Origin of the sequence: Pseudomonas mosselii (assembly GCF_005796105.1) — a bacterium.
Taxonomy (GTDB): Bacteria; Pseudomonadota; Gammaproteobacteria; order Pseudomonadales; family Pseudomonadaceae; genus Aquipseudomonas; species Aquipseudomonas mosselii_C.
On sequence record NZ_VAUO01000004.1, the window covers coordinates 176640 to 196435 of the forward strand.

General features: G+C 61.8%; 18 protein-coding genes and 1 pseudogene. 10 read left to right on the top strand and 9 right to left on the bottom strand.

Annotated features, from left to right (window positions below; translation table 11 throughout):
- Positions 1-33 precede the first annotated feature (33 nt).
- The 3 genes from FEM01_RS11485 to FEM01_RS11495 all read right to left on the bottom strand — a co-directional run bounded on the left by FEM01_RS11485 (position 34) and on the right by FEM01_RS11495 (position 3058).
- Positions 34-1698 (bottom strand): cation acetate symporter, encoded by a 1665-nt coding sequence (locus FEM01_RS11485; protein ID WP_138219553.1) that lies wholly within the window; start codon positions 1696-1698, stop codon positions 34-36.
- The gene (locus tag FEM01_RS11490) at positions 1695-2006 is read right to left on the bottom strand and encodes a DUF485 domain-containing protein (protein ID WP_138219554.1); all 312 of its coding nucleotides are present in this window, start codon (positions 2004-2006) and stop codon (positions 1695-1697) included. Before FEM01_RS11490 ends, FEM01_RS11485 begins: the two co-directional genes overlap by 4 nt.
- A 203-nt stretch (positions 2007-2209) precedes the next feature.
- A complete protein-coding gene (locus FEM01_RS11495; RefSeq protein ID WP_138219555.1) occupies positions 2210-3058 on the bottom strand; it encodes a glycine betaine ABC transporter substrate-binding protein in 849 nt (282 codons plus the stop codon).
- A 211-nt stretch (positions 3059-3269) separates the two neighbouring features.
- On the opposite strand from FEM01_RS11495, the gene FEM01_RS11500 reads away from it, so the two are divergent.
- A complete protein-coding gene (locus tag FEM01_RS11500) occupies positions 3270-4805 on the top strand; it encodes a beta (1-6) glucans synthase (RefSeq protein WP_240791747.1) in 1536 nt (511 codons plus the stop codon).
- A gap of 55 nt (positions 4806-4860) precedes the next feature.
- Here FEM01_RS11500 and FEM01_RS11505 read toward each other — a convergent pair whose 3' ends face one another.
- Entirely contained in the window at positions 4861-5229 is a 369-nt protein-coding gene (locus tag FEM01_RS11505; protein WP_138219557.1) for a hypothetical protein, read from the bottom strand.
- A gap of 208 nt (positions 5230-5437) precedes the next feature.
- Between FEM01_RS11505 and FEM01_RS11510 the strand changes: the two genes are divergently transcribed.
- Together FEM01_RS11510 and FEM01_RS11515 are read left to right on the top strand one after the other, a co-directional pair.
- The gene (locus FEM01_RS11510; protein WP_138219558.1) at positions 5438-6736 is read left to right on the top strand and encodes a serine/threonine protein kinase; all 1299 of its coding nucleotides are present in this window, start codon (positions 5438-5440) and stop codon (positions 6734-6736) included.
- Positions 6729-7544 carry an MlaA family lipoprotein gene (locus tag FEM01_RS11515; protein ID WP_138219559.1) on the top strand — a complete coding sequence of 272 codons (816 nt, stop codon included), beginning with the start codon at positions 6729-6731 and terminating at the stop codon, positions 7542-7544. The genes FEM01_RS11510 and FEM01_RS11515 overlap by 8 nt, the downstream gene beginning before the upstream one ends.
- Positions 7545-8512: 968 nt before the next feature.
- Here the strand turns inward: FEM01_RS11515 and FEM01_RS11520 are convergent.
- Complete coding sequence (locus tag FEM01_RS11520) at positions 8513-9655, bottom strand: patatin-like phospholipase family protein (protein WP_138219560.1); 1143 nt, start codon at positions 9653-9655, stop codon at positions 8513-8515.
- A gap of 111 nt (positions 9656-9766) precedes the next feature.
- Entirely contained in the window at positions 9767-10702 is a 936-nt protein-coding gene (locus FEM01_RS11525) for a lipid A biosynthesis lauroyl acyltransferase (RefSeq protein WP_138219561.1), read from the bottom strand.
- 100 nt (positions 10703-10802) lie between these two features.
- On the opposite strand from FEM01_RS11525, the gene minC reads away from it, so the two are divergent.
- The 5 genes from minC to FEM01_RS11550 all read left to right on the top strand — a co-directional run bounded on the left by minC (position 10803) and on the right by FEM01_RS11550 (position 14927).
- Positions 10803-11558, top strand: a complete 756-nt coding sequence (gene minC / locus FEM01_RS11530; RefSeq protein ID WP_138219562.1) for a septum site-determining protein MinC — start codon at positions 10803-10805, stop codon at positions 11556-11558.
- Positions 11559-11655: 97 nt separating this feature from the next.
- The gene (gene minD, locus FEM01_RS11535) at positions 11656-12468 is read left to right on the top strand and encodes a septum site-determining protein MinD (protein ID WP_050704578.1); all 813 of its coding nucleotides are present in this window, start codon (positions 11656-11658) and stop codon (positions 12466-12468) included.
- A gap of 3 nt (positions 12469-12471) precedes the next feature.
- Positions 12472-12726 carry a cell division topological specificity factor MinE gene (gene minE, locus FEM01_RS11540; RefSeq protein ID WP_138219563.1) on the top strand — a complete coding sequence of 85 codons (255 nt, stop codon included), beginning with the start codon at positions 12472-12474 and terminating at the stop codon, positions 12724-12726.
- Positions 12727-12878: 152 nt separating this feature from the next.
- Entirely contained in the window at positions 12879-13514 is a 636-nt protein-coding gene (locus FEM01_RS11545) for an RluA family pseudouridine synthase (RefSeq protein ID WP_138219564.1), read from the top strand.
- A 123-nt stretch (positions 13515-13637) separates the two neighbouring features.
- Positions 13638-14927: a M18 family aminopeptidase gene (locus FEM01_RS11550; RefSeq protein ID WP_138219565.1), complete on the top strand. Its 1290-nt coding sequence runs from the start codon at positions 13638-13640 to the stop codon at positions 14925-14927.
- Here the strand turns inward: FEM01_RS11550 and FEM01_RS11555 are convergent.
- Both FEM01_RS11555 and FEM01_RS11560 read right to left on the bottom strand, forming a co-directional pair.
- The gene (locus tag FEM01_RS11555; protein WP_138219566.1) at positions 14903-15700 is read right to left on the bottom strand and encodes a hypothetical protein; all 798 of its coding nucleotides are present in this window, start codon (positions 15698-15700) and stop codon (positions 14903-14905) included. The two genes, FEM01_RS11550 and FEM01_RS11555, sit on opposite strands and share 25 nt — an antisense overlap.
- 49 nt (positions 15701-15749) lie before the next feature.
- Positions 15750-16181 carry a hypothetical protein gene (locus FEM01_RS11560; RefSeq protein ID WP_138219567.1) on the bottom strand — a complete coding sequence of 144 codons (432 nt, stop codon included), beginning with the start codon at positions 16179-16181 and terminating at the stop codon, positions 15750-15752.
- Positions 16182-16387: 206 nt separating this feature from the next.
- Between FEM01_RS11560 and FEM01_RS24165 the strand changes: the two genes are divergently transcribed.
- Positions 16388-16555 (top strand): hypothetical protein, encoded by a 168-nt coding sequence (locus tag FEM01_RS24165; RefSeq protein ID WP_171030947.1) that lies wholly within the window; start codon positions 16388-16390, stop codon positions 16553-16555.
- A gap of 44 nt (positions 16556-16599) precedes the next feature.
- Positions 16600-18753 (top strand): mechanosensitive ion channel family protein, encoded by a 2154-nt coding sequence (locus tag FEM01_RS11565; protein WP_138219568.1) that lies wholly within the window; start codon positions 16600-16602, stop codon positions 18751-18753.
- Between the two features lie 59 nt (positions 18754-18812).
- On the opposite strand, the pseudogene FEM01_RS11570 reads toward FEM01_RS11565, so the two are convergent.
- Positions 18813-19524 (bottom strand): annotated as a pseudogene (locus FEM01_RS11570) (UTRA domain-containing protein).
- Positions 19525-19796: the final 272 nt, after the last annotated feature.

The window sequence follows — 19796 nt, forward strand, 5'->3', positions numbered from 1 at the left end:
TGAGCGGGGCGTCGTCGTTTCACTGCAGAGGTATCAGTGCGACACCGCCCCGCTGGCCCCCAGGCCAGTCTGGGAACGCACGAACTGCGGGAAGAACAGCGCGCGCTCGTCCTCGGCAGCCTTGGACTTGTCGGTGACCGAGAAGAACCAGATACCGGCGAACGCAATGAGCATCGAGAACAGCGCCGGGTACTCGTACGGGTAGATGGCTTTCTCGTGACCGAGGATCTGCACCCAGATGGTTGGGCCGAGGACCATCAGGCCTACCGCGCTGATCAGGCCCATCCAGCCGCCGATCATCGCACCGCGGGTGGTCAGCTTCTTCCAGTACATCGAAAGCAGCAGCACCGGGAAGTTGCAGCTGGCCGCGATGGAGAACGCCAGGCCCACCATGAAGGCGATGTTCTGTTTCTCGAACAGGATGCCCAGGCCAATCGCCAACACGCCCAAGGCGACGGTGGTGATCTTCGACACGCGAATCTCATCCTTGTCGTTGGCCTTGCCCTTGCGCCAGACGCTGGCATACAGGTCATGCGACACCGCCGAGGCACCGGCCAGGGTCAGACCGGCGACCACCGCCAGAATGGTGGCGAACGCCACTGCCGAGATGAAGCCCAGGAACACACTGCCACCGACCGCATCGGCCAGGTGCACCGCTGCCATGTTGTTGCCACCGATCAAGGCGCCGGCAGCGTCCTTGAAGTCCGGGTTGGTGCTGACCAGCAGGATCGCGCCAAAGCCGATGATGAAGGTCAGGATGTAGAAGTAACCGATGAAACCGGTGGCATAGAGCACCGACTTGCGCGCCTCTTTGGCGTCGCTCACGGTGAAGAAGCGCATCAGGATGTGCGGCAGGCCCGCAGTACCGAACATCAGCGCCAGGCCCAGGGAGAACGCCGAGATCGGGTCCTTGACCAGGCCGCCCGGGCTCATGATCGCCTCACCCTTGGCGTGGACCTTGATCGCCTCGGAGAACAGCGTATTGAAGTCGAAGCCCACGTGCTTCATCACCATCAACGCCATGAAGCTCGCACCGGACAGCAGCAGCACCGCCTTGATGATCTGCACCCAGGTGGTCGCCAGCATGCCGCCGAACAGCACGTACAGGCACATCAGGATACCGACCAGAATCACCGCGACGTGGTAGTCCAGGCCGAACAACAGCTGGATCAGCTTACCGGCACCGACCATCTGGGCAATCAGGTAGAAGGCCACCACCACCAGCGAGCCCGAAGCCGACAAGGTGCGGATTTCCTTCTGCCCGAGGCGATACGAGGCCACATCGGCGAAGGTGTACTTGCCCAGGTTACGCAGGCGTTCGGCAATCAGGAACAGGATGATCGGCCAACCGACCAGGAAGCCGATGGAGTAGATCAGGCCATCGTAGCCCGAGGTGAACACCAGTGCGGAAATCCCCAGGAACGAGGCAGCCGACATGTAGTCGCCAGCGATCGCCAGGCCGTTCTGGAAGCCAGTGATCTTGCCGCCGGCGGCGTAGTAGTCAGCGGCCGACTTGTTGCGCTTGGACGCCCAGTAGGTGATACCCAGGGTAAACGCGACGAAGGCAACGAACATGGCGATGGCCGAGACGTTCAGCGGCTGCTTGTGCACTTCGCCGGTCAGCGCATCGGCGGCCCAGACGGCCGGGGCGAAGGCCGCAAAGGCCAGTACAGCGAGTTTTTTGGCGTGACCGATCATTGCTTGGCCTCCTCGAGAATGGCCTTGTTCAACTGGTCGAACTCGCCGTTGGCGCGACGCACGTAGATGGCGGTGAGCACGAATGCCGAGAGGATCAGGCCGACGCCCAGGGGAATACCCCAGGTGATCGACGACTCGGGGCTAAGCTTGGCGCCAAGGACTTGCGGGCCATAGGCGATGAGGAGGATGAAGGCGCAGTAGAGGCCGAGCATGATCGCCGAGAGTATCCAGGCGAAGCGCTCGCGCTTGGTGACCAGCTCCTTGAAGCGCGGACTGTTCTGTATCGATTGGTAAATGCTGTCGTTCATTGTTTTTGTCCTAGCAGCACAGATAAGGGAGAACCCGACTCCACTTTATGCTGCCGATGGACGCCAACCAGACGACCTTAGTCTTAGATGCAAGGGTGTTTTACAAATTTCGCAACAACCCTCTACGCACGGCGGGGCAAACCCGCTCCGACCTTCAAGGTCGGAGCGGGTTTGCCCCGCGCAAGCGAAGTACCTGGCAATCCTTACTTGCCGGTCCACTCCTTGACTCGATCCGGGTGCTTGGCAACCCAATCCTTGGCCGCGGCTTCAGGCTTGGCGCCCTCCTGGATAGCCAGCATTACCTCGCCGATCTCGTCCTTGGACTGCCAGCTGAACTTCTTGAGGAACTCGGCCACTTCCGGGGCCTTGGTCGCCAGTTCCTTGCTGCCGATGCTATTGACCGTCTCGGCAGCGCCATACACACCTTTCGGGTCTTCGAGGAACTTCAACTTCCACTTGGCGAACATCCAATGCGGCACCCAACCGGTCACCGCGATCGATTGCTGCTTGGCGTAGGAGCGCCCGAGTTCGGCGGTCATCGCGGCGCCGGAACTTGCAGTGAGCTTGTAACCGGTGAGGTCGTAGTCCTTGATGGCCTGCTCGGTCTTGAGCATGACCCCGGAGCCTGCATCAATGCCGACGATCTTCTGCTTGAAGCTCTGATCGGTCTTAAGGTCTGCGATGCTGTTGGCCTTGACGTACTCAGGGACAATCAGGCCGATCTTGGCATCCTTGAAGTTCGGACCATAATCGACCACGTTGTCCTTGTTCTTGGCCCAGTACTCTCCGTGGGTCACCGGCAGCCAAGCCGAGAGCATGGCATCCAGTTTGCCTGTGGCTACGCCCTGCCACATAATGCCGGTGGCCACGGCCTGCAATTTCACGTCGTAGCCGAGCTTCTGCTTGATCACTTCGGCGGCCACGTTGGTGGTCGCCACACTGTCGGACCAGCCATCCACGTAACCGATGCTCACCTCTTTGGCCATTGCCTGTGCAGTGCTCATGGCCAATACCAGGGCGGTACCCACCCCCAGGAAACGTCGCATACTCATCAAAGCATCCCCTCGTCAGGTCTTGGAGATTGCATCATCGACCTGAGGCCCAGTGCGACCTGATCTGTCAGCGACCTTTAGCCAACAGTCCGCGACAGCACTGTGCCATTAGCGCCATGGCGCTCAGGACGCCTGCGCGATCCTTGCATGCCAAAGGCTTGGCGCCGGGCTACTATCACTGGCTTTCGCGTATCAGACGATGGACCGACCGATGTTCCGCACTTCCTACCTGCTTGCCTGCCTGCTCGCCCTCAGCGGCCTTGGCGCCTTGTGGTACGGCCTGGGCAAGCCCGTGCAACTGCCCGATGCCGCCAGCCCGACGCATAAGTTGCAGTGCGCCTCCTACACCCCGTTCGACAAAGACCAGTCGCCGTTCGATCAACCGTTCCAACTGCGTCCGGCACGCCTGGATGCCGACCTGGCGCTGCTGGCCGAGCGTTTCCAGTGCATTCGTACCTATTCGCAGACCGGCCTCGAGGCCATCCCGGCACTGGCGCGCAAGCATGGCCTGAAGGTGATGCTCGGCGCCTGGGTCAACGCCAATCCTGTCGACACCGACAAAGAGATCGGCCTGCTGATCGCTGCGGCCAACGCCAACCCGGATGTAGTCAGTGCCGTGATCGTCGGCAACGAGACGCTGCTGCGCAAGGAGGTCACCGCTGAGCGCCTGGCCCAACTGATCGGCAAGGTGAAAAGCCAGGTCACGGTTCCGGTGACCTACGCCGATGTCTGGGAGTTCTGGCTACAACATCCACAGATCGCGCCCGCGGTGGATTTTCTCACCATCCACCTGTTGCCCTACTGGGAGGACGATCCGCGCGGCATCGACGCGGCCTTGGCGCATGTGGCCGAGGTACGCCAGGTGTTTGGCCAGCGCTTCGCGCCCAAGGACATCCTGATCGGGGAAACCGGCTGGCCCAGCGAGGGCCGCCAACGTGAAACGGCAGTGCCCAGCCGGGTCAACGAAGCACGCTTCATTCGCGGCTTCGTCGCCCTGGCCGAGGCCAATGGCTGGCACTACAACTTGATCGAGGCCTTCGACCAACCCTGGAAACGCGCCAGCGAAGGCGCGGTGGGCGGTTACTGGGGGCTGTACGACGCCGATCGGCAGGACAAAGGCGTGCTCGAAGGGCCGGTGAGCAACCTGGCGCTGTGGCCACAGTGGCTGCTGGCCTCGATGAGCCTGTGGCTGGCTACCTTGGCGCTGGCCGGACGCCCGGCCAACGCCCGCGCCGCACTGCTGTTGCCGCTGCTGGCCGCGTTGGGTGCCGCCAGCCTGGGGCTGTGGGGCGAGCTGATGCGCACCCACGCACGATTTGCCGCAGAGTGGCTGTGGGCGTTAGTGCTAGCTGGGCTCAACCTGCTGGTGCTGGCGCATGCCAGCTTGGCCCTGGCCCGACGCGACGGCTGGCGCCAGCGGTTGTTCGCCTGGCTCGAAGCGCATGCCGGCAAATGGCTGCTGGCGGCCGGCTTCGCTGGGGCGGTGAGCATGCTGGCGATGGTCTTCGACCCGCGCTATCGCAGCTTCCCCAGCGCCGCACTGCTGCTACCAGCGGTGGTATATCTGCTGCGCCCGGTCAAGGCGGCGCGGGCGGAGGTGGCGTTGCTCGCCCTGATCGTCGGCGCCGGGGTAATGCCGCAGCTTTACCACGAGGGGCTGGCGAACCGGCAGGCCTGGGGCTGGGCGCTGGTCAGCGTGCTGATGGTCGGGGCGTTGTGGCGTAGCGTGCGAGTGCGTAAGGCCTGAGCGCGCGGCCCTGCTGGGGGGCGGGCCGGCCGCAAAGGGGCGTACAGCGCCCCTGTTAGCCATTGCGCGATGAGCGCACCAACCGCAACCCTGCCAGCACCACCGCGAACACGGCAATGCTCGCGGTGTACAGCACCAGCGCCGGCACCCCGAACAGCAGCGCCAGCAGCGCCAAACCCGCGCCGCTAAGCCCTGAAACCCAGTGGGCCAGCAGCGCAAGCCCCAACGCGCACCAGGCGAGCACTTGATGATGAATCGCCAATCCCAGGAGCGCACGCGCCTGGCATTGCCAGTATTCTCCGGGCACCGCGCACAGGCCTACCCAGCGGGCATCTTCCATCAATCCATAGCGCACGCCATAACTGGCGGCCAGCCAGGCGCCCAGCACCGCCAGCACCACGGTGACCTGCAGCGAACGAGGCATCCAGTTCTCCTATAGCGGTCATCGAAACGCAGCATGATGGCCCACACACAAAGGTAAGGCAAAATCATGGCCAGACAGCTATGTTGCTGAGATTACCGAGTGCGGCAAAATCTGGTGCGACGAACGACATTACCCCGGCAACTTTGCCGGGCGCGCCGTGGTCCTAGCCTGCGTACCGCATCACCTTGCGTTTTCCTTGGGGGAATCAATGTTCAGACCTTTGCGCCTCGTCGCCTTGCTTGGCGGCCTGCTCATGGCGGTGGCCGCTTCAGCGCGGGATATCGACGCCGCGAGCTACGGCTATCCGTTGACCAACCCGTTCGAGGCGACCATCGCCACGACCCCGCCGGACCAGCGCCCGACGCTGCCCAGCGACGAGGACATCGACCAGGACGACTACAGCCTGAACCTGCGCCCGGAGCGCGAGTTCACACTGCCGGACAACTTCTGGTCAGTGAAGAAATTGCGCTATCGGCTGGCCAAGCAGGATCACGCAGCGCCGCTGATCTTTCTGATTGCCGGCACCGGGGCGCCCTACTCCAGTTCGATCAACGAATACCTGAAGAAGCTTTTCTACCAGGCCGGTTATCACGTGGTACAGCTGTCCTCTCCGACCAGCTGGGACTTCATGAGCGCAGCCTCGCGCTTCGCGACCCCTGGGGTGTCGGTGGAGGATGCCAAGGACCTGTACCGGGTCATGCAGGCGGTTCGCGCCCAACACCCGCGCCTGCCGGTCAGTGAGTACTACTTGGCCGGCTACAGCCTGGGGGCGTTGGATGCCGCATTCGTCAGCCACCTGGACGAAACCCGCCGCAGTTTCAATTTCAAGCGTGTGCTGTTGCTCAACCCACCGGTGAACCTGTACACCTCGATAAGCAACCTGGACAAGATGGTGCAGACCCGGGTCAAGGGCATCGACAAAAGCACCACGTTCTACGAGCTGATGCTGGAAAAGCTTACCCGCTACTTCCAGGACAAGGGCTACATCGACCTCAACGAGGCGCTGCTGTACGACTTCCAGAACTCCCGCGAGCACCTGTCCAACGAGCAGATGGCCATGCTGATCGGCACCTCGTTCCGCTTCTCGGCGGCCGACATCGCTTTCACCTCGGACCTGATCAACCGCCGCGGCCTGATCATTCCGCCGAAAATGCCGATCACCGAGGGCAGCAGCCTTACGCCATTCTTCAAGCGTGCCCTGCAGTGCGACTTCGACTGCTACCTCACCGAACAAGTCATCCCCATGTGGCGCGCGCGTACCGATGGCAACAGCTTGTTGCAGTTGGTGGATCAGGTGAGCCTTTACGCGCTGGAAGACTACCTGCGCGATAGTCCGAAGATCGCCGTGATGCACAACGCCGACGACGTGATCCTTGGCCCTGGCGACATCGGTTTCCTGCGTCGGGTGTTCGGCGACCGGCTGACCCTCTACCCCCATGGTGGCCATTGCGGCAACCTCAACTACCGCGTCAACAGCGACGCCATGCTGGAGTTCTTCCGTGGTTAATCGTCTGCTGCTCGTCACTGCCCTGCTCGCCTGTGGCCCTGCCTTGGCCGAGGAAGTCGCCCCCCGCGCCAGCGTGGTCGAGAGCGACGCGATTGGCACCTTGTCGGCGGAGCCCGATGGCTTCCTCGATCCGCTGCGGCAGTTGAAATTCAACCCCGGACTGGACCAGCGCGAGTTCGAGCGCTCGACCCTGGGGGCGCTGAACATCTACGACCCGCTGGAGTCGATGAACCGGCGTATCTACCACTTCAACTACCGCTTCGATGAGTGGGTGTTCCTGCCGGTGGTCAATGGTTACCGTTACATCACCCCAGGCTTCGTGCGTACCGGGGTGACCAACTTCTTCAATAACCTGGGCGATGTGCCGAACTTGTTCAACAGCGTGTTGCAACTCAAGGCCAAGCGGTCGGCCGAGATCACTGCACGGTTGATGTTCAATACCATCATCGGCGTGGGCGGGCTGTGGGACCCGGCAACCAAGATGGGGCTGGCGCGCCAGAGCGAGGACTTTGGGCAGACCTTGGGTTACTACGGGGTGCCGGAGGGACCTTACATCATGCTGCCGATCCTGGGGCCTTCGAACCTGCGCGATACAACCGGGTTGGTGGTGGACTACGCGGGAGAGCAGGCGGTCAACTATCTGGATATGGCCGATACGGCGAACGATCACCCGGAAATTACCGTGCTCAAGGCGGTGGACAAGCGCTATACGACCAACTTCCGGTATGGGCAGACCAACTCGCCGTTTGAGTATGAGAAGGTGCGGTATGTGTATACGCAGGCGCGCAAGTTGCAGATAGCGGAGTGAGGGTTTGGGTTGTGGGGTTGGTTGTGGGTTTGTATTGAAAGATGTAGGCGCATGCTTTGGCTTGGGGGACTTCGAGTCACCTTTCCGCCCTTACGGCGGGTCCCTTTTTGAAGCATCAAAAAGGAACCAAAAAATGCTCGCTCCATCATCCGGCCCCTGCGCTGCGCGCAGGGGTTCCCTCGCTCCGGCGCCTTTCGGGCCCGAGCGGCCTACGACTTGCTACGCAAGTCTACATCTCGCGCCTTCGGCTGCGCCGAAGGGTGCTGCGCACCTGGCCCTACAGACGCCTACACTCGGCCTCCTGAAGTCGCAATTGGCGGCGCCTGGGCTATTGCGCGCTTAGAAGCGAGAGCAAGAGCAAGAGCAAGAGCAAGAGCAAGAGCAGCAAAATTATTTGTTTGAATTGATTAGGGCGTTGTTTGCACTTAGGTATTCGCGGGCAAGCCCGCTCCCACAGTGCAATGCTTGAAGCTTGAAGCTTGAAGCTTGAAGCTTGAAGCTTGAAGCTTGAAGCTTGAAGCTTGAAGCTTGAAGACTATGGAACCTTTGTGGGAGCGGGCTTGCCCGCGAATACCATCCAGAGTTCCCACACTTGCAACTAGCGGTTAGCTGCGCAAGTACAGGCGCCACCCCTAACTTCGCGACTTCAGTAGGCCGAGCGGAGGTGACTGGAGGGCCCAAGGTGCGCAGCACCCTTCGGCGCAGCCGAAGGCGCGAGATGTAGACTTGCGTAGCAAGTCGTAGGCCGCGCGGGCCCGCAAGTCACCGTAGCGAGGGAACCCCGGAGCGAAGCGCAGGGGCCGAATGAATGGAGCGCCACGGCTTTGGTTACTTTGGCCACGACCAAAGTAACCCGCCGTAAGGGCGGAAAGGTGACTCAACGTCAACCAAGCTAATGAATGCGCATACACCTATCAAAACAAACCCAAAACCAAATCCAAATCCAAAATCGAAACTCAACCCCAAACTCAGATCCCAAGAAACTGACACAACTCCCGCTTCTTGGCCAACGCATCACGCCGCCCCAACTCAATCAACTCACAGCAATAACTCGCCTCAAACAGCAAGTAACTCAGAACCCCCGCCCCACTGGTCTTGGTAGCACCCGGCCCACGCAAGAACACCCGTAGCGCAGCCGGCAACTCACGCCGATGCCGCGCCGCAATCTCATCCAGCGGCTGACTAGGCGCCACGACCAAAACCTCGATCGGCGCCAAACCCAACCGCCGCGTGTCCAAATGCGCAGGCAGCAGATGGCTCAGGTGATTAAGCCGCTGCAACAGCTCAATGTCATCCTCAAGGCTATCGATGAACGTGCTGTTGAGCATGTGCCCGCCGATCTGCGCCAGGCTCGGCTGCCGCCCGCTGAACAGCCGCTGCGTGGGCAACGGCGGCGAAGGACGCTGCGGGTTGCCACTGACCCCCACCACTAGTACACGGCTCGCCCCAAGGTGCAACGCCGGGCTGATCGGCGCCGACTGGCGCACCGCGCCGTCACCGAAATACTCCTCGCCCAGCCGCACCGGCGCGAACAACAAGGGAATCGCAGAACTCGCCAGCAAATGCTCGACCGTCAACGCAGTGGGTACGCCAACGCGACGATGGCGCAGCCAGGGCTCAATACTGTCGCGCCCCTGGTAGAACGTCACCGCCTGGCCAGACTCGTAGCCGAAGGCGGTCACGGCAATGGCTTGCAGCTGGTTCGCCGCCAGCGAGTGAGCAATACCATCAAGGTTCAGGTGCTCGTGCAACAGGCCGCGCAGCGGGCGACTGTCGAGCAACGCCACTGGCACCTGGCCCCCGAGGCCGAGCAAGCTATGCCCGACGAAGCGCGACGCCTGCCGGATGACCCCAGGCCAATCACTGCGCAGTACCAGATGGCTGCGAAAGTTCTGCCAGAACGCCGTCAGGTGCTGCACCGACTCGCTGAAACGCGTGGCACCACTGGCAAGCTTGACGGCGTTGATGGCGCCTGCCGAGGTGCCCACGATCACCGGAAAGGGATTCGGCGCGCCTGGGGGCAGCAGCTCAGCGATACCGGCAAGCACGCCAACCTGATAGGCGGCGCGGGCACCGCCGCCAGAGAGGATCAGGCCGGTGGTTGGGGTCATGCTTCCTTCCTGGATCATGGTTGACAGGTCCGGCCTCTTCGCGGGTAAACCCACTTTCACAGGTACAGCATCAGGCTCACCCGCGAACAGGTGGGCCGTGCCATCGAAACCTCAGCGTTTTTTCTTGTCGTACAGCCGTGGCTCACCCTCAGGCCGCGATTTGAACCGCCGGTGCGCCCACAAATACTGCTCAGGACACTCACGCAACACACCCTCGACCCACTGATTGATGCGCAGGCAATCGGCTTCTTCGGTCTCGCCGGGGAAGCCCTCGAGCGGCGGATGCACCACCAGACGGTATCCGCTGCCATCTTCAAGGCGTTTCTGGGTGAACGGGATGACCCGCGCCTTGCCTAGTCGGGCGAACTTGCTGGTAGCGGTGACCGTGGCCGCCGGGATACCGAACAGCGGCACGAAAATACTCTGCTTGGTGCCGTAGTCTTGGTCTGGCGCGTACCAGATCGCGCGGCCCTTGCGCAGCAACTTGAGCATGCCCCGCACATCGTCGCGCTCCACCGCCAACGAATCGAGATTGTGACGCTCGCGGCCACGGCGCTGGATGAAGTCGAACACCGGATTGCCATGCTCGCGGTACATGCCGTCGATGGTGTGGACCTGCCCCAACAGCGCCGCGCCGATCTCCAGGGTGGTGAAGTGCACGGCCATCAGGATGGCGCCTTCGCCATCGCGCTGTGCGGCCTGCAGGTGCTCAAGACCTTCGATGTGCGCCAGACGCGCCAACCGGGCCTTTGGCCACCACCAGCTCATGGCCATCTCGAAGAAGGCGATGCCGGTGGAGGCGAAATTTTCCTTGAGCAGACGTTGCCGCTCGTCGCCCGACAGATGCGCAAAACACAGCTCCAGGTTGCGCGCAGCAATACGCCGGCGCTCGCCCGCCAGGCGGTACATCACCGCGCCCAGGCCGCGCCCCAGCACCAGCAGCACGCGGTAGGGCAGTTGAGCCACCAGCCACAGCAGGCCCAGGCCGAGCCACAAGGCCCAGAATCGTGGGTGGAGGTACAGGGTACGAAAACGCGGGCGTTCCATTGAAGCTTCCGGCAAGACAAGGGCCGGGCATTCTACATCGGTTGCGGGCAATCGGTCTTATCGCTATAAGTCAGGGCACTTTTTTCGCAACAAGCCGTCTATGCAGACCATGAGCCTCAACCAGACACCCGACATCGCCCCCGTGTTCCAGCTCAAGGGCAGCATGCTTGCCATCACCGTGCTGGAACTCGCGCGTAACGACCTCGAATCCCTCGACCGCCAACTGGCGGCCAAGGTAATCCAGGCGCCGAATTTCTTCAGCAATACGCCGCTGGTGCTGGCGCTGGACAAGCTACCCGCCGACGAGGGCGCCATCGACCTGCCCGGGCTGATGCGCATCTGCCGCCATCACGGCCTGCGGACCTTGGCGATCCGCGCCAGCCGCATCGAGGATATCGCCGCCGCGATTGCCATCGACCTGCCGGTACTGCCGCCCTCAGGGGCCCGCGAGCGGCCGCTCGAACCGGAACCGCAGGCGAAGAAACCCGAACCCACCCCACCACCGCCACCCGCCGAGCCCGAAGTGCGCCCGACGCGCATCATCACCTCGCCGGTGCGCGGTGGCCAACAGATCTACGCCCAGGGCGGCGACCTGGTGGTGACAGGCTCGGTGAGCCCCGGTGCGGAACTTCTGGCCGACGGCAACATCCATGTGTACGGCGCCATGCGCGGTCGCGCCCTGGCCGGCATCAAGGGTAATACCCGAGCACGTATCTTCTGCCAGCAGATGACTGCGGAAATGGTCTCGATCGCCGGTCAGTACAAGGTCTGCGAAGACCTGCGCCGCGACCCGCTGTGGGGCACTGGCGTACAGGTCAGCCTGTCTGGCGATGTGTTGAACATCACCCGTCTTTAACGGATACTTGCCGGCATTTTTAGCGCAACTTTTTTCCTGTTGCCGTTTTTTGTATTTGCAGGGACGTCTGTCCCGACTTATTTAGGGGTGAAACACCTTGGCCAAGATTCTCGTGGTTACTTCCGGCAAGGGGGGTGTGGGCAAGACCACCACCAGCGCCGCTATCGGTACCGGGCTCGCACTGCGCGGCTATAAGACCGTCATCGTCGACTTCGACGTCGGCCTGCGTAACCTCGACCTGATCATGGGCTGCGAACGCCGCGTGGTGTACGACTTCGTCAACGTGGTCAATGGCGAGGCCAACCTGCAACAGGCCCTGATCAAGGACAAGCGCCTAGAGAACCTGTTCGTGCTGGCTGCAAGCCAGACCCGCGACAAGGACGCCCTCACCCAGGAAGGCGTCGAGAAAGTCCTGATGGAACTCAAGGAGCAGTTCGACTACGTCATCTGCGACTCGCCGGCCGGTATCGAAAAAGGCGCGCACCTGGCGATGTATTTCGCTGACGAAGCCATCGTCGTGACCAACCCGGAAGTGTCCTCGGTACGTGACTCGGACCGCATGCTGGGCATTCTGTCGAGCAAGTCGCGCCGCTCCGAAAACGGCGAGGAGCCGATCAAGGAACACCTGCTGATCACCCGTTACCACCCCGAGCGCGTCGAAAAGGGCGAAATGCTCAGCATCGCCGACGTCGAAGAAATCCTGGCGATCAAGCTCAAGGGTGTGATCCCAGAATCGCAAGCCGTACTGAAGGCCTCCAACCAGGGCATCCCGGTCATCCTTGACGACCAGAGCGATGCCGGCCAGGCGTACAGTGATACCGTCGACCGTTTGCTGGGCAAAGAAAAGCCCCTGCGGTTCATCGATGTGCAGAAGCAAGGATTCTTCGCGCGTCTGTTTGGAGGCAAGTAAACCATGAACCTTTTTGACTTCTTTCGTGGCAGGCAGAAACAGACCAGCGCGTCGGTAGCGAAAGAGCGTCTACAGATCATCGTGGCGCACGAGCGCGGCCAGCGCAGCACCCCGGACTACCTGCCCGCCTTGCAGAAGGAACTGGTCGAGGTGATCCGCAAATACGTCATCATCGGCGACGACGATGTGCAGGTGGCGCTGGAAAACCAGGGCAGCTGCTCGATCCTGGAGCTGAACATTACCTTGCCTGAGCGCTGATTCCAGCGTCTGCCGGCCGACTCTGGGGCTGCTGCGCGGCCCTTTCGCGGCACAAGGCCGCTCCTACAGGCACATACGATCGTCTGTAGGAGCGGCCTTGTGCCGCGAAAGGGCCGCGTAGTGGCCCCGGTTGCCTTCACAGAGAACCTGCAATGCCGCTGTCGAACATCCAGATCCTGCACGAGGACGCGTCCATCCTGGTGATCAACAAGCCGACCCTGCTGCTGTCGGTGCCGGGGCGTGCCGAGGACAACAAGGACTGCCTGATCACCCGCCTGCAAGAAAACGGCTACCCCGACGCCCTGATCGTCCATCGCTTGGACTGGGAAACCTCCGGGATCATTCTGCTGGCCCGGGACGCTGACAGCCACCGCGAGCTGTCGCGCCAGTTCCACGACCGCGAGACCGAAAAAGCCTACACCGCGCTGTGCTGGGGCCAGCCTGCGCTGGACAGCGGCAGTATCGACCTGCCGCTGCGCTATGACCCGCCGACCAAGCCACGCCATGTGGTGGACCACGAACAGGGCAAGCATGCGCTGACCTTCTGGCGCATCGTCGAGCGCTGTGGCGACCACTGCCGGGTGGAGCTGACACCGATCACCGGGCGCTCGCACCAACTGCGCGTGCACATGTTGTCGATCGGCCACCCGCTGCTGGGCGACCGTCTGTACGCCAACCCCGAGGCGCTGGCCGCCCATGAACGACTGTGCCTGCACGCCTCGATGCTGAGCTTTACCCACCCGGTTTCGGGTGAGCGGTTGAAGTTCGAGTGCCCCGCACCTTTTTAAGCTGCACGCTTCAGGCTACACGCTGCAAGAAAAAGCCACGGCAGACCGCGTATGAGCTTGCTCCGCGGACTGCTCTTGCTTGAAGCTTGCGGCTTGAAGCTCGAAGCTCGAACGGAGTGATTTATGCGCGATGCCCTCAACGCTGGCCTGATCGAATTCCTCAAGGCCTCCCCGACGCCCTTCCACGCCACCGCCAGCCTCGTGCAACGCCTCGAAGCGGCCGGCTATCAGCGCCTGGACGAACGCGAAAGCTGGGCCACGGTGCCCGGCGGGCGCTACTACGTAACCCGCAACGATTCCTCGATCATCGCCGTCAAACTTGGCAAGCAATCGCCCCTGATCGGCGGGATCCGCATGGTCGGCGCCCACACCGACAGCCCGTGCCTGCGGGTCAAGCCGCAGCCCGAGTTGCAGCGCCAGGGCTTCCTGCAACTGGGGGTCGAGGTCTACGGCGGTGCACTGCTGGCGCCCTGGTTCGACCGCGACCTGTCACTCGCCGGGCGGGTGACCTTCCGACGGGATGGCAAGGTCGAAAGCGCACTGGTGGACTTCAAGCTGCCGATCGCGATCATTCCGAACCTGGCGATCCACCTCAACCGTACCGCCAACGAAGGCTGGCAGATCAATCCGCAAAACGAACTGCCGCCAATCCTGGCGCAGGTGGCGGGTGACGAACGCATCGATTTCCGCGCGCTGCTCACCGAGCAACTGGCCCGCGAGCATGAGCTGAACGCCGACGTGGTGCTGGATTACGAGCTGAGCTTCTACGACACCCAGAGCGCGGCACTGATTGGCCTGAACGGCGACTTCATCGCCGGCGCGCGCCTGGACAACCTGCTCTCCTGCTATGCCGGCCTGCAGGCGCTGCTCAGCGCCGATAGCGACGAAACGTGCGTATTGGTGTGCACTGACCACGAGGAAGTCGGCTCTTGCTCGGCCTGCGGCGCCGATGGCCCGATGCTTGAGCAGACCCTGCAGCGCCTATTACCCGATGGCGACGACTACGTGCGCACCATCCAGCGCTCGCTGATGGTTTCCGCCGACAACGCCCATGGCGTGCACCCCAACTACGCCGACAAGCACGACGGCAACCACGGCCCCAAGCTCAACGCCGGCCCTGTGATCAAGGTCAACAACAACCAGCGCTACGCCACCAACAGCGAAACCGCTGGGTTCTTCCGCCACCTGTGCATGGCCGAGGAAGTGCCCGTACAGAGCTTCGTGGTGCGCAGCGACATGGGCTGCGGCTCGACCATCGGCCCGATCACCGCCAGCCACCTGGGTGTGCGCACCGTGGACATCGGCCTGCCGACCTTCGCCATGCACTCGATCCGCGAGTTGTGCGGCAGCCATGACCTGGCGCATCTGGTGAAGGTGCTGGGCGCGTTCTACCGCAGCCGCGAACTGCCTTGATCATCGGCAGAGCCCGCCTCGATCACTGGGGTGGGCTCCGCTGACGAGGGATCGAGCAAGGCTTCCAGGTTGAGGCGCCCCTTGGGGTCCCAGTTGATGTATTTCCACAGGGAGAAGTCTTCAGGCAGGCTGCCCTTCTCTGCCTCCGCAGTCGCTAACTGGCTCGCCACTTTTTCTCGTTCATTGGCAGGATAGTTCAGGCGTTCAGCCGGGGTCAGATGGTCAAGATACTCCAAATACCCCTTGAACAACGGGCGATCATCGCCGCTGCTAACGGCGTGCTCGATCAGGCGTGTGAAGTAATCATTATCGAGATGTGCTTTGGCCCGGAGCGCCGCACAGCGTTCTTCCTCGGTGTAATTTTTCTCGTCCTGCTCAATAGCAACTAACGCATCACGCCCCATCCCCCAGAATGGATTGTTACTGGGATCAACCTCCAGCTCCCGACGTTCGAGCAGATTCGCCAGATAGCTCACCACTTTATTGAAACGCTCGGCCTCGTCGGCCGTATAAGTCTCAGGGGGTGCCTTCTGCAAGAAGCCTTCATAACCTAGTTTAAAAAAACTGTAACTTATCCGATCAGCGAGGGCTGGAGTGCCATATATTTTGGCGTGAAGCGCTTTTGCGTCAACTATCTCTTCGGATATGGATAGCGACTCTGGCGAAAAGCTGACAGGATTTTGAGTCTCAGCTCCCTCCACACGCTCGGCCGAAGCGCGTACGGGCAGGCTGGAGCGAACTGAAAAGTTCTGCACATCGCTCGTGATCTTCATGAGCATTCCTCACATTAAATGAATGGACGCCAGCAGGCGCCCTCGAAACTTATTTAATTGTGAATCTCACCGTATAGTGATAAGGCATGTTCATGTCGATTTTTTCAAGGACGACAGTACAGTCAGCCTTTGTAGAACCTATAGACCTAGCGTCTTTCTTCCAAGTAGGAATATTGCTTGGAAACGACGCGATGTGGGAGACACTGAATCGGCATTTTTTGGCTCCGGATGCATACACAAAGCGCATACCAGAAATTGAATCAGCAAAGCTTGTGACAACAAAGGTAGACATTAATTGCGGGCCAACATCGGCCATTATTGGGCTGGCACCCCCCGACATGTGCTCATATGTATATTTTGCGATCACATTAGTCTTGTTATCAATTATCACGGTGGCCTTATTATTTCCCGCAAAGGCATAGTTGTTCGCCAACACCCCCAACAACACCCCTGCCCCAGACAAAACAACCTGCTTGAACATGACCAGTCCTCTACAAATCCCCACAAAGCGTGGTGAATGTTGTATCGGCCCATCGCTGATTTGCTGTGTAGGAAGCCGGTCTGATAAATACGTAGGAAAATTTACCTAACCCACCACCACCCCAAACTGTGATTCAAGTCATCTCGAAGCCTGCGCAACGCACTATGCTTGTAGATATCTGGTAAAGCACCGCAAGGACTGCCCCCATGTCCCCCTTCCTCTCCCTGTTCCTCCCGGTCTTCCTGTTCCTGATGGTCCTGACCATCGGCTTCAGCCTGCGCGAGCGTAATATCGGCGTGCTGATGATGGGGGTCGGCACCTTGGGTATCTTCGGCCTCACCTGCTGGAAGATCCTGGAGAAACTGCCCACATAAACCTCTACACTCGGTCCATCGTTTGACCTGAGGTAGATTTCCCGGTGCCTGCTCTCCTGCGTTGCCTGACGTTCCTGTTGCTGCTGTTGATCACCCCGGTGCACGCCGCCGGCTTGCCGGGGCTGCTGGGCAGCAGCGCCCCCGCCCAGCCCGAAGCCAGCGAGCCATTAGGCAAATCGCTGGACGAAGTGATCAAGAACCTCGAAAACGACCAGCAACGGGCAAAGCTGCTGGCTGACCTGAAGAAATTGCGCGACGCCACGAAGCAATCGCAACCCACCGTCGAGCAAGGCGTGCTGGGCCTGATCGGCGGTGCCCTGCACGATTTCGAGAAGCAGTTCAGCGGCGATGCCAGCCCGTTCGCCCGCTGGTCCCTGGAAATAGACCAGGCGGGGGACGAACTGAGCGCGTTGATCGTGCCGGTGCATCAATGGCCAGCGATTCTCTTCGGTTTCGCCGCGGTCATCGTGGTCTGGAGCCTGCTGGCCTACGCCTTCAACTGGATCGGGCACCGCGTCAGAGTACGCTTCGGCCTGACCGAGGAACTGCCGCAACACCCGCGCACCTGGGACCTGGTGCGCTTTGCCTTGCGCAAGCTCGGGCCATGGCTGGTGGCGCTGATCTTCACCGTGTACCTGAGCTTCGCCCTGCCCTCCTCGCTGGGCAAGTCCATGGCCATGGTACTGGCCTACGCACTGGTGGTCGGCACGCTGTTCTCGGCGATCTGCGTAATCGCTTTCTCGCTGCTCGACGGGCCGCACCGCCACCGCGCCCTGCACATCCTGCGTCACCAGGCATTTCGCCCGCTGTGGCTGATCGGCAGCTTCGCCGCCTTCGGCGAGGCGCTGAGCGATCCGCGCCTGACCGCCGCACTGGGCAGCCACCTGGCGCATGCCCTGGCAACCCTGGCCAACGTCGTTGCGGCGCTGTGCACCGGGCTGTTCATCCTGCGCTTTCGCCGCCCGATCGCCCACCTGATCCGCAACCAGCCGCTGTCGCGACGCCTGACCCGACGCACCCTGAGCGACACCATCGAGATCCTCGGCAGCTTCTGGTTCATCCCGGCGCTGATCCTGGTGGCGATCTCGCTGTTCGCCACCTTCGTCTCTGCCGGCGACACCAGCACTGCTCTGCGCCAGTCGTTGATGTGCACAGTGCTGGTGGTGGTGTGCATGGTGCTCAATGGGCTGGTACGCCGCCACGCAGCCAACCCCAAACGCGCCTCCCGGCGCCAGGCGGTGTACGCCGAGCGCCTGCGCAACTTTGGCTACCTGCTGGTGCACCTGTTCATTTGGTTAGTGTTCATCGAGCTGGGGCTGCGGGTGTGGGGCCAGTCGATGATCAGCTTCGCCGAGGGCGACGGTCACGACGTCAGCCTGCGCTTGCTGGGGCTGGCCGGCACGCTGATCGTCGCCTGGCTGGTGTGGATCCTCGCCGACACCGCCGTGCACCACGCCTTGGTGCGCTCGCGCCGGGGCCTGGCCAACGCCCGCGCACAAACCATGATGCCGCTGATCCGCAACGTGCTGTTCGTGGTGATTTTCATCATCGCCGTGATCGTCGCCCTGGCCAACATGGGCATGAACGTCACCCCGCTGCTGGCCGGTGCCGGCGTGATCGGCCTGGCCATCGGTTTTGGCGCACAGTCGCTGGTCGCCGACCTGATCACCGGGTTGTTCATCATCATCGAGGACTCCCTGGCCATCGATGACTACGTCGACGTCGGCGGCCATCTGGGCACGGTCGAAGGCCTGACCATCCGCACCGTGCGCCTGCGAGACATCGACGGGATCGTGCACACGATTCCGTTCAGCGAGATCAAGAGCATCAAGAACTACTCCCGGGAGTTCGGCTACGCGATCTTCCGCGTGGCGATCCCGCACAGCATGAACATCGACCAGGCCATCGCGCTGGTGCGCGAGGTCGGGCAGAAGCTGCGCAGCGACCCACTGATGCGCCGCAACATCTGGTCGCCGCTGGAGTTGCAGGGGGTCGAAAGCTTCGAATCGGGCTCGGCGGTCTTGCGGGCACGCTTCAAGACCGCGCCGATCAAGCAGTGGGAGGTGTCGCGGGCATTCAACCTGGCGCTCAAGCGCCAGCTCGACGAAGCCGGACTGGATCTGGCCACGCCGCGGTTGTCGGTGCAAGTGGTGACGGCCGGTGGCGGCAACATGGCCGACACCGCCTCATCCACCTGAACCCCGTCGTGGGGCAAATCGTGTCGGTATGCCGATGCGACTTGCCCCGCGCTGCTTGCCTACCCTGCCTCGGCCCGGATGCAAATCGCATCATGCCGCCAATACTCAAGATCACAGTCGATCAGGTGCCCATGCTGGTCGCTGTTGACCCGGGTGATGTGTAGCCCCGGGCTGCCTGCTGACACTTTCAAGGCACTCGCTGCCTCTGCCGGCAGGGCCGTTGGCAGGATCTCGAAGCATACCTTGCCATACTGGATGCGGTACTCGCGGGCATAGATCTCAGTCAGCGACTGGGCCAGGTCAAGGTTGAGGATTCCGGGAAAATATTGCGGGTTGAGGTAGTGCTCGGCATACAGCACCGCGCGCGTCGATGCGCCGCAGGCGGCAGATGCGCACCACACTCGACAGCGCCGGCAGGCGCAGACGCGCGCAAATAGCTGCCGGGGCCGGTTGCAGGCGCGCCGACAGTAGCTCGGTACTGGGCACACGGCCCTGAGCGCGGACCATGGCATGGAAGTGGCTGCGCTCGATCAAATCGTACGTCAGCCGCTCGGGCGCAACGAACCAGCCACGACGTTCCTCGCGGTAGATCAGGCCTTGGGCCTCCAACTGCACCAGCGCCTCGCGCAGGGTGATACGCGTGGTATCGAACACCTCGCTGAGCTTGCGTTCGGCCGGCAACTTGCCACCCGGCGTCAGCAAGCCGTGTTCGATCTGCTCCTGCAGCGCATGGCAGATGGCTGTTACCGCACGCGGTTGCGTCGCCTGCATCAAAGGTTACCTATCTGGACTAGTCCAGCCCCATAACAGGGCACGTGGAGAATAGTGCAAGCCTAGGCACAGCTGATGAACATCCTGTGACAAGGCCTTGGGCCAAGCCTTGCCAGATCCGGGCCAGCGCCCGCCATTGCTGGGGTTTGCAGTGGTCTACGCTGTAACTCCAAGGCCATCGACTTCCCCGGTCGGCCTGCGTCATACATCAAATTGTCACGCAAGCGGCCTACCTTGGCTCAAGGTTTGCTGACCTAGACCAACATCAGGCA

Bases quoted from the DNA above. Each gene is read 5' to 3' on its own strand.
- FEM01_RS11550 (WP_138219565.1), top strand. From the start codon at position 13,638: ATGCGCGATGCCCTCAACGCTGGCCTGATCGAATTCCTCAAGGCCTCC.
- FEM01_RS11510 (WP_138219558.1), top strand. From the start codon at position 5,438: ATGTTCAGACCTTTGCGCCTCGTCGCCTTGCTTGGCGGCCTGCTCATG.
- minC (WP_138219562.1), top strand. From the start codon at position 10,803: ATGCAGACCATGAGCCTCAACCAGACACCCGACATCGCCCCCGTGTTC.
- FEM01_RS11555 (WP_138219566.1), bottom strand. From the start codon at position 15,700: ATGAAGATCACGAGCGATGTGCAGAACTTTTCAGTTCGCTCCAGCCTG.
- FEM01_RS11525 (WP_138219561.1), bottom strand. From the start codon at position 10,702: ATGGAACGCCCGCGTTTTCGTACCCTGTACCTCCACCCACGATTCTGG.
- FEM01_RS11520 (WP_138219560.1), bottom strand. From the start codon at position 9,655: ATGACCCCAACCACCGGCCTGATCCTCTCTGGCGGCGGTGCCCGCGCC.
- FEM01_RS11500 (WP_240791747.1), top strand. From the start codon at position 3,270: ATGTTCCGCACTTCCTACCTGCTTGCCTGCCTGCTCGCCCTCAGCGGC.
- minE (WP_138219563.1), top strand. From the start codon at position 12,472: ATGAACCTTTTTGACTTCTTTCGTGGCAGGCAGAAACAGACCAGCGCG.
- FEM01_RS11495 (WP_138219555.1), bottom strand. From the start codon at position 3,058: ATGAGTATGCGACGTTTCCTGGGGGTGGGTACCGCCCTGGTATTGGCC.
- FEM01_RS11545 (WP_138219564.1), top strand. From the start codon at position 12,879: ATGCCGCTGTCGAACATCCAGATCCTGCACGAGGACGCGTCCATCCTG.
- FEM01_RS11505 (WP_138219557.1), bottom strand. From the start codon at position 5,229: ATGCCTCGTTCGCTGCAGGTCACCGTGGTGCTGGCGGTGCTGGGCGCC.
- FEM01_RS11490 (WP_138219554.1), bottom strand. From the start codon at position 2,006: ATGAACGACAGCATTTACCAATCGATACAGAACAGTCCGCGCTTCAAG.
- FEM01_RS11560 (WP_138219567.1), bottom strand. From the start codon at position 16,181: ATGTTCAAGCAGGTTGTTTTGTCTGGGGCAGGGGTGTTGTTGGGGGTG.
- FEM01_RS11485 (WP_138219553.1), bottom strand. From the start codon at position 1,698: ATGATCGGTCACGCCAAAAAACTCGCTGTACTGGCCTTTGCGGCCTTC.
- FEM01_RS24165 (WP_171030947.1), top strand. From the start codon at position 16,388: ATGTCCCCCTTCCTCTCCCTGTTCCTCCCGGTCTTCCTGTTCCTGATG.